At 31.0% G+C, this 7,554-nt stretch carries 11 protein-coding genes; all 11 read left to right on the forward strand.

The features are described 5' to 3' along the window. The first annotated feature begins 338 nt into the window (after window positions 1–338). On the forward strand, window positions 339–941 hold the full coding sequence (locus tag FLJC2902T_RS16455) for an immunity protein Imm33 domain-containing protein (RefSeq protein ID WP_023580713.1): 603 nt from the start codon (window positions 339–341) through the stop codon (window positions 939–941). Between the two features lie 220 nt (window positions 942–1,161). Next, the gene (locus FLJC2902T_RS15315) at window positions 1,162–1,407 is read left to right on the forward strand and encodes a type II toxin-antitoxin system ParD family antitoxin (RefSeq protein WP_023580714.1); all 246 of its coding nucleotides are present in this window, start codon (window positions 1,162–1,164) and stop codon (window positions 1,405–1,407) included. After that, entirely contained in the window at window positions 1,407–1,706 is a 300-nt protein-coding gene (locus FLJC2902T_RS15320; RefSeq protein ID WP_035679225.1) for a type II toxin-antitoxin system RelE/ParE family toxin, read from the forward strand. The genes FLJC2902T_RS15315 and FLJC2902T_RS15320 overlap by 1 nt, the downstream gene beginning before the upstream one ends. 188 nt (window positions 1,707–1,894) lie before the next feature. Next, on the forward strand, window positions 1,895–2,392 hold the full coding sequence (locus FLJC2902T_RS15325) for a hypothetical protein (RefSeq protein ID WP_023580716.1): 498 nt from the start codon (window positions 1,895–1,897) through the stop codon (window positions 2,390–2,392). A 176-nt stretch (window positions 2,393–2,568) separates the two neighbouring features. Next, a complete protein-coding gene (locus tag FLJC2902T_RS15330) occupies window positions 2,569–3,024 on the forward strand; it encodes a DUF2750 domain-containing protein (RefSeq protein ID WP_023580717.1) in 456 nt (151 codons plus the stop codon). 245 nt (window positions 3,025–3,269) lie between these two features. Beyond that, window positions 3,270–3,470 (forward strand): hypothetical protein, encoded by a 201-nt coding sequence (locus FLJC2902T_RS15335; protein ID WP_035679228.1) that lies wholly within the window; start codon window positions 3,270–3,272, stop codon window positions 3,468–3,470. A 158-nt stretch (window positions 3,471–3,628) separates the two neighbouring features. Further along, window positions 3,629–4,039: a hypothetical protein gene (locus FLJC2902T_RS15340; RefSeq protein ID WP_023580718.1), complete on the forward strand. Its 411-nt coding sequence runs from the start codon at window positions 3,629–3,631 to the stop codon at window positions 4,037–4,039. Between the two features lie 161 nt (window positions 4,040–4,200). Next, complete coding sequence (locus tag FLJC2902T_RS15345) at window positions 4,201–4,872, forward strand: hypothetical protein (RefSeq protein WP_162147698.1); 672 nt, start codon at window positions 4,201–4,203, stop codon at window positions 4,870–4,872. A gap of 181 nt (window positions 4,873–5,053) precedes the next feature. After that, the gene (locus FLJC2902T_RS15350) at window positions 5,054–5,938 is read left to right on the forward strand and encodes a hypothetical protein (protein ID WP_023580720.1); all 885 of its coding nucleotides are present in this window, start codon (window positions 5,054–5,056) and stop codon (window positions 5,936–5,938) included. 160 nt (window positions 5,939–6,098) lie between these two features. Continuing rightward, entirely contained in the window at window positions 6,099–6,851 is a 753-nt protein-coding gene (locus FLJC2902T_RS15355; protein WP_023580721.1) for a hypothetical protein, read from the forward strand. 56 nt (window positions 6,852–6,907) lie between these two features. Then, window positions 6,908–7,423 (forward strand): hypothetical protein, encoded by a 516-nt coding sequence (locus tag FLJC2902T_RS15360; RefSeq protein ID WP_155958928.1) that lies wholly within the window; start codon window positions 6,908–6,910, stop codon window positions 7,421–7,423. Window positions 7,424–7,554 lie beyond the last annotated feature (131 nt).

The following is a 7,554-nucleotide window of genomic DNA, read 5'->3' on the forward strand; positions in this document are numbered from 1 at the left end:
GCGGGACGTTAGCAGCAACCAAAACTCAACTATGTCTATATTAACCAATTAGAGCCAAAAAAAAAAAAAAGGAAATACTAGCCGCATATTTTGAAAGACTGGATGTCTATTGGCTGCTGCTAACAGGCAGTTTTATGCAATGGCGGGTTTAGGGATTTATTTGGAATGGTTAGTGAGTGCAGTTCTTCTTTAAAGAAGCTTTTTCCTTTCAAACTTTTCGGTATATTTGTAAACGTCAGTAATAAAAAACCGCCACTGCATAAAGCTGGCGGGACGTTAGCCGTCAGTTTGACCAAACGAAGGCGAATTCAAGAACCTAACGCAACAAATGATATAAAATGAGTCTTGAGAGAAAGCAATTAATTGATCTGTGTGATAAATATCTTAATGATGAAATCGATGCAAATGATTTATCAGTTTTTGCTTTTAAAATTATTATGTCAGATGATGATGATTGGGATGATGCTGACAATATAATTTCTAAAACACTTTTTGAATGGAATAATGAAGATATAAATTTTCCAATCAACAAAATAAATATAAAGCTGTGGAAAAACAGATTGGAAAATAATATTGATGAATTAAAAGAGTATAATTTTTGGAATTCACATATTGAAAAACAAAAAGAAATTTGTGAAAAATATAATTCTAAATGGAAACCTATAAGCAAAAATCTAAAAATCGGAGTTTCTGAAAATTTAGATTTAGAACCTATAAATGGACTAAGACACAAAACTGAAAAAGGAGAAGTTTGTTGGTTCATTTGGGGTGGAGAATATTCTGAAGACGAAAATTTCTTTAAACCAATGTGCGCTGAACATTTATTACAACGAAAACCAAAAGTCGTCGATTATTTGGGCCTTGACGAAGGATTTAGATTTTTAATAAACGGTAAAGGTTATGAAGATGTTTGGTTTGATGAAAAACTCTTAGAAAAATAAAACCGAACGGCTAACAACAGTTTGCTGCAAGTGGGGCTTTAAGGCTAAATTTAATGTTGGTTTTGTGTTTGGAAAATCAGTTTTAAATCGATAGTTTTGGGTAAGCAATCCCCCACCTTCAGCAAGCTGGCGGGACGTTGTGCGTAACTCTGCCCAAAAAAACCGTTAAAAATGTTGTATTAAATACCAAGGCTTGGTATCTTTGAAATAAAAAAAGATTATGGCACGAAATACTTCAATATTATTAGGTGATTATTTTGAGAATTTTATCAATGAGCAAATTGCTTCTGGTAAATATAATTCAGTAAGCGAGGTTGTAAGAACTGCTTTGAGAGTTTTTGAACAAGAAGAAAACAAAACGAAATCATTAATCAACGAGCTTAAAATCGGTGAAAAAAGCGCCAAAATTAAAAATTTTGACCGCCAAAAAAATCTTGAGCAACTTAAAGCAAACTTTGGGAAATAATGTCGAGATATATAATTAACGAAAAAGCTATTGATGACATTAACAAAATTTGGATTTACACCGCTGAAAATTGGTCAATTGAACAAGCTGACCGTTACTATAATTTGATTTTTGAAGAAATTGAATATATAGTCGATCATTTTGAAATGGCTCGCGATTTTGGAAATATTAGGAAAAACTATAGATGCTCAAAAATAAAATCACATTTAGTCTTTTTCAAGAAAACAAAATCTAATGAAATAGAAGTCATAAGAGTTTTACACGAAAAAATGGATATTGAAAATCAATTAGGAATCTGATAATAAAGAGCTACGCACAACAGCAGTTTGCAGCAAGTGGGGCTTTAGGCCTAAATTTATTGTTGGTTTTGTGTTTGGAAACTTAATCTTAAATCGTTAGTTTTGGGTAACCAATCCCCCACCTGCAGCAAGCTGGCGGGACGTTATAACACATTTTGGAAAAACGAGATGAAAAACCTAAACTAATTATGAAACAGTTGATTTTTCTTTTTTTTATAACTCTAATTTTATCCAAAGGTTATTCCCAGGATAAAGTAAAGAAAGATACTCTTACCTTTAAAGAAAATAAAGAATGGATAGACAGTCTTAAACTACTTAAAGACAAGGAAATAATGCTTGCTGAAATTAAAAAAAAGATATGGCATGATAGAAATTATAATGTTCATATTAAAAGTTGTTTCATTATTCCTTTTAACACTGAATATTCAAAAAGTAAAGAAAAATTATTATACGAAGGCAAAATTGCTTTCGTTCTTAATCTTTCAAATAAATATTATAAACTTGACGCAGTTGAATTTTCAAACACATTTCCTATCCTCAGATTGCTAAATCAAGACGACATTGATAAGATAAGAATCAATCCTGATCCTTTTCAATCTGCCGTAAGATGGAGTGAAGTTTGTGGCGAAGTTGAAATTATCAGCACAAGTAAGGAACTAGAAAGAAAATTGAAAAACGTGTTATAACAGCGGTTTGCAGCAAGTGGGGCTTTAGGGCAAAATTTAATGTTGGTTTTGTGTTTGTAAACTTAATCTTTAATTTATACTTTTGGGAAAACAATCCCCCACCAGCAGCAAGCCGGCGGGACGTTAGCCGTAATGTCAACAAAACGTAATAAAAAACAGTACTAAAATATATAAAGATGTTTAAAAACCATATTGACATAAGATTAAAACACGAAAAATTTATAAAGAAAGTTTGTGAAACAAATATTGTTTATGGATTGGAAAGTGAAGATGGATTTGCAACTTCAAGCTCAAATGATTTGGAAGACGAAGATGGCGAACCAATCGGAATTATATGTTTTTGGTCTGAAAAAGCATTAGCAAATTCTTGTGTCAAAAATAACTGGGAAGAATATAAACCAACAGAAATAAATTTAGCTGAATTTATTGAAAATTGGTGTATCGGAATTGATAATGATGGGCTTTTAATTGGAACAAATTTCGATCAAAATATGTTTGGCCACGAAGTAGAAGGCTATGAACTTATTTTGGAATTGATTGACGAACTTAAAAAAAATAAAAAAGAATTAGAGTTTCAAAAATTTGAAAATTTAGCAGATTTAGAAACCCAAATTAAAGAGGTACTTGAATAAAGCCACTACGGCTAACAGCAGTTTGCTGCAAGTGGGGCTTTAAGGCTAAATTTAATGTTGGTTTTGTGTTTGTAAACTTAATCTTAAATTGATACTTTTGGGAAAATAATCCCCCACCTGCAGCAAGCTGGCGGGACGTTATAGGAAATGGCCTCCAAACTTTCGTAGTAAGGATTTTGTAAAAAAAAAGAATTAACTAATTATATACAAACGGGTACTAAATTTTAAGTTACGTAATACAAAAAATGAATATAGTTGAGGACATTATTGGAGAAATAATTTTTAAATTTCTTTGGCGTGCAATTAAACTAATTGGAGCACTGGTTAGATGGCCATTTATGTCCGAAAAATTTAATGTTGAAGAAATCTATAAACAAAATTGGAACGGAGTAATTGGATTATTTTTTCTTGGGACAATTATAACTTTAACTGTATTATTATTGTAAAAAACAATTGCCACATCCTATAACAGCGGTTTTGAGCAAGTGGGGCTTTAGGGAAAAATTTAAAGTTGGTTTTGTATTTGTAAACTAAATCTTTAATTTATACTTTTGGAAAACAATCCCCCACCTTCTCAAAGCCGGCGGGACGTTGTGTGCAACAAATGACAAAAAAAGTGATAAAAAAAATATTTGACATTTTTGATTATATATTTTATAGAATAGCAGAAGTATATTTCAAATGGGATGAAAATAGCGCAAGTACAGCAATCATTGCGGTGGCAATGCTTCAAACCTTGATAATTTCTGACATAACAGGTTTTATCCTTCAATTATTTTACAAAAGAGCCGAAACTATGCAATTTGTTAAAACCGCTAAAATTATTGGCGGTTCATTATTTTTACTTTTATGTTTTTTAAATTATCTAAGATATAAAAGCGCATATAATGACTTAAAAACGCGTTGGATAAATGAACCTATTCAGCGTCGTAAAATGTTAGGTAAATTAACAATTATTGCTTTAATTATTCCATGGATTGCACTCATAGTTCTTGGAAGAACAGGACTAAAATAATTATTTATTAATTTTTGCTGCACACAACAGCGGTTTTGTGAAAGTGGGGCTTTAAGGCAAAATTTAAAGGTAATTTTATATATTTGACTTCAGTCCTAATGGAATGGTTTGGGAACAAAAATCCCCACCTCCACAAAGCCGGCGGGACGTTGGCAGCAATTATGAAAAAACAGAACCTACGTATACTTCTTTTATTTTTTTGGACAGGATTTATATTTGCCCAGCAAAGTAATAATGTTGATTACAATAAGCTATTGAAATACAAAGTCGATGAAAATAGATTTCAATTTGGTTGGCTTGATAATGTTTTTAGTGGCATACCTTGTTTTAGAGATTACACAAAAGAAAAAACAGAAATGCAACTCGTTAATCCTAAAACAGATTCCATAATTTATAAATCAACAGAACCTAAAAGAAACGGATTAAAAATAGTTCCTGCACAAATATTTTTAGACAAAAAAACTCGAAAATTTCAAATTACAGGCCAAATAACAGGAGGCTGGGAAAGTGTAATTCCTGTAGAATTTGAAATTTATATTGGTCACAGAATAGATACCACATCAAATATTACGTTGTCGCCAAACTTACATGGCGCTGTATATTATAATGGAAAAAAAGTTGATTCAACAATTGTGGTTGGTGTCGTTCCTGCATTTTATATGACCGATATTAAAAAATTCCAAGCTTATCGAGGAAAAAAAAAACTAATCGATTCTGATTATAAAGAAATGCTTTTTAACATTGAAGCAATAATAGATGAAAAGAGCATTTTAGTTTTTGGATTGTCGTCGAGATATGCCGAAATATTTGAAATTGGTAAATTATTAAAATAACTGCTGCCAACAGCGGTTTTGAGCAAGTGGGGTTTTAGGGCAAAACTGAAACTCTTTTTTGTATATTTGGCTTAGTGATAAAACAAACTGAAGGTACAAAAGTCCCCACCTTCTCAAAGCCGGCGGGACGTTATAAGCAAGCTTTTGCCAAAAACGACGAAAATCTTAAATAGAAAAATAAATGAAAATTAAAGATGTTGAAAATCCTGTTGAGGAATTTAGAAAACTATCAAAAAGATTTAGTCTATTGAATGACAGATTTCTTGCAGTTGCAATGGATTATAAATATTACATAGATTCAACAATTACTGATAACGAAATATTTAAGCTAAGAGATAATGTAATTTATAAATTACAAAGTGCTAAATTCCATTTTCAACTGCTATTAGAATATCATGATAGAATTGAATATCAATTAGATAAAATATATAAAACTAATCCAAAAACAATCATCCAAAACGAAATAGAATTCGCGATATTACAACAGCGAGCAATAAGAGAAATTTACTCTATTTTTGATAGTATGATTTATCATTTATGCTCAATATTTGATTATCTTTTTCGACTAATAAACTTTGCACATAATAAAGAAATTGCTGAAAGCCCCAAATGGAATCTGTTCCAAACAAACAGGAACCTAAAAGGCTATATGTTTTGTAGTAAAGAAATGGTTGAAAAATTAAAAATATTCGATCAGTCCTTTGTTTATCCATTAATTAAACATCGTTCATACTTAATACATACAGAAAACGACACAGGAGAATTCACATTGTCGATAGATTTGAAAGACAAAAAATTTGATGCAAAATTTTTGTCAACCGAATTATTTAAAAACCATTTTCCTGAAATCGTAAAAGAAAATAAAAACGCAGATATGACAATTAAATATTCAGCACTGTGGTTAATTGATAAAACTATAATTAACGCTACTGAAATTTTATTTGAGTTGAGCGAGGATATGCAAAGAAATAAAAAAATTGAGTTTGGTTTATTTATAAGAATTGGCGAAAACAATACAATAGAATCTCCTTCAACTCCATATTGGGGTAATAGAAAAATAAATTAATCTAAGCCTGCTTATAACAGCGGTTTGCAGCAAGTGGGGTTTTAGGGAAAACTCCAACTTCTTTTTGTATATTTGGCTTTAGGAATAAACAAACTAAAGGAACAAAAATCCCCACCTGCAGCAAGCCGGCGGGACGTTAGGCGTAACTAAAAAAAACTGGATGGAAGATTACGAAAAAAAACAAAACAACAGACTTAAACAAAGTAAAATCATCCTTATCGTAGGAATATTATTATTAGTAATTTCTCCTTATGTTCTTACTAGAACTTTTGGAATAATTTCTTTTGATCAAACAGGACAAATTGGTGATACAATTGGAGGAATAACTTCTCCTATTGCGAACCTAATAGGAGCCATCCTTGTCTATTATGCCTTTCTTGTTCAACTAGATGCTAACAAATTGATTTTCGAGCAAATCAGCGACGAAAAAAAAGAGCAAAAAATAAATCAAAACAGAAACTATATTTTTGAAATTTTCAAATTATTAAAAGAAGAAATATACTCATTCTCAATAATGAAAGAAAAACAAGTTGGCAGTTTTGAGAATAAACGTTATGTAATGGTTGAATACAAAGGTCTTCAAGCAATAGACATTATGCTTTCAAAACTGATGCATAATCACGAAGATTTTAATCACGAAGACCATAAATTAAAAGAGTTTTTACATATAATTGACCTTTTTAAAAAGTTTCTAAGAAGTCTTAATGAAACTGAAATTAACTTTGCAGACAAGAAATTTTTTCTCGAAAGTGTAGAGTATATGTATTCCTCAAAAATTAAATCGAGTTTAGAAGTACTTACTAAACCATGTGAAAAATGCGGAGAATTTCATAGTGGAGACCCCAAAAAACTAATAGCGCTAAATGATGAAATTGAATCATCAATAACTAAAATCAAAAATAGCTACGCCTAACAACGGTTTCATGAAATTGGGGTTTTAAGGCTAAATTTAAAGGTAATTTTATATATTTGACTTCAGTCTTGACGGAATGGTTTGGGAGCAAATTTCCCCAACTTCATGAAGCCGGCGGGACGTTAACGGCAAGCTTAAAAAACATTGCGCAAAGAATGAAAACGGACAATTCGATAAAGGAAATAACAATAGCTTCAATTAATCGCAAAGTAATGAATCCTGAAAGTTGGATTTATTCGAAAGTTTGTTTAGAAAATAAATCAGAAGAATTTACGCTTGAAGAAAATGAATTACCAATTTTTGAAATAAACAGTTCGAAAGCCAAAACAATAATCACAACTCGCCACATAATTGAAAAAGAAAATGAAAATATATGTTTTGTGAGCTTTGACGAAATTGACGACGTGATTTATGGAGATTTTAAAAAACAAATAAACAAACCTGAATTGTCTAAATTCAGAATCGTCGATATATTTGGTGAACAATATGATTTCCAAATGGAAACTGGAAAAGCATCAATTGGGCTAATAAACAGTATAAACACAGTATTGAAATTAAAAGCCAGCCGTTAACAGCGGTTTTATGAAATTGGGGTTTTAGGTAAAATTTAAAGGTAATTTTATATATTTGACTTCAGTCCTAATGGAATGGTTTGGGAACAAAAATCCCCAACTCCATAAAGCCGGCGGGACGTTAACGGCAA

The organism is Flavobacterium limnosediminis JC2902 (assembly GCF_000498535.1).
Lineage (GTDB): Bacteria > Bacteroidota > Bacteroidia > Flavobacteriales > Flavobacteriaceae > Flavobacterium > Flavobacterium limnosediminis.

Excerpts from the sequence above, each read along its gene's own strand:
- FLJC2902T_RS16455 (WP_023580713.1), top strand. The coding sequence starts at position 339 with ATGAGTCTTGAGAGAAAGCAATTAATTGATCTGTGTGATAAATATCTT.
- FLJC2902T_RS15315 (WP_023580714.1), top strand. The coding sequence starts at position 1,162 with ATGGCACGAAATACTTCAATATTATTAGGTGATTATTTTGAGAATTTT.
- FLJC2902T_RS15320 (WP_035679225.1), top strand. The coding sequence starts at position 1,407 with ATGTCGAGATATATAATTAACGAAAAAGCTATTGATGACATTAACAAA.
- FLJC2902T_RS15325 (WP_023580716.1), top strand. The coding sequence starts at position 1,895 with ATGAAACAGTTGATTTTTCTTTTTTTTATAACTCTAATTTTATCCAAA.
- FLJC2902T_RS15330 (WP_023580717.1), top strand. The coding sequence starts at position 2,569 with ATGTTTAAAAACCATATTGACATAAGATTAAAACACGAAAAATTTATA.
- FLJC2902T_RS15335 (WP_035679228.1), top strand. The coding sequence starts at position 3,270 with ATGAATATAGTTGAGGACATTATTGGAGAAATAATTTTTAAATTTCTT.
- FLJC2902T_RS15340 (WP_023580718.1), top strand. The coding sequence starts at position 3,629 with ATGACAAAAAAAGTGATAAAAAAAATATTTGACATTTTTGATTATATA.
- FLJC2902T_RS15345 (WP_162147698.1), top strand. The coding sequence starts at position 4,201 with ATGAAAAAACAGAACCTACGTATACTTCTTTTATTTTTTTGGACAGGA.
- FLJC2902T_RS15350 (WP_023580720.1), top strand. The coding sequence starts at position 5,054 with ATGAAAATTAAAGATGTTGAAAATCCTGTTGAGGAATTTAGAAAACTA.
- FLJC2902T_RS15355 (WP_023580721.1), top strand. The coding sequence starts at position 6,099 with ATGGAAGATTACGAAAAAAAACAAAACAACAGACTTAAACAAAGTAAA.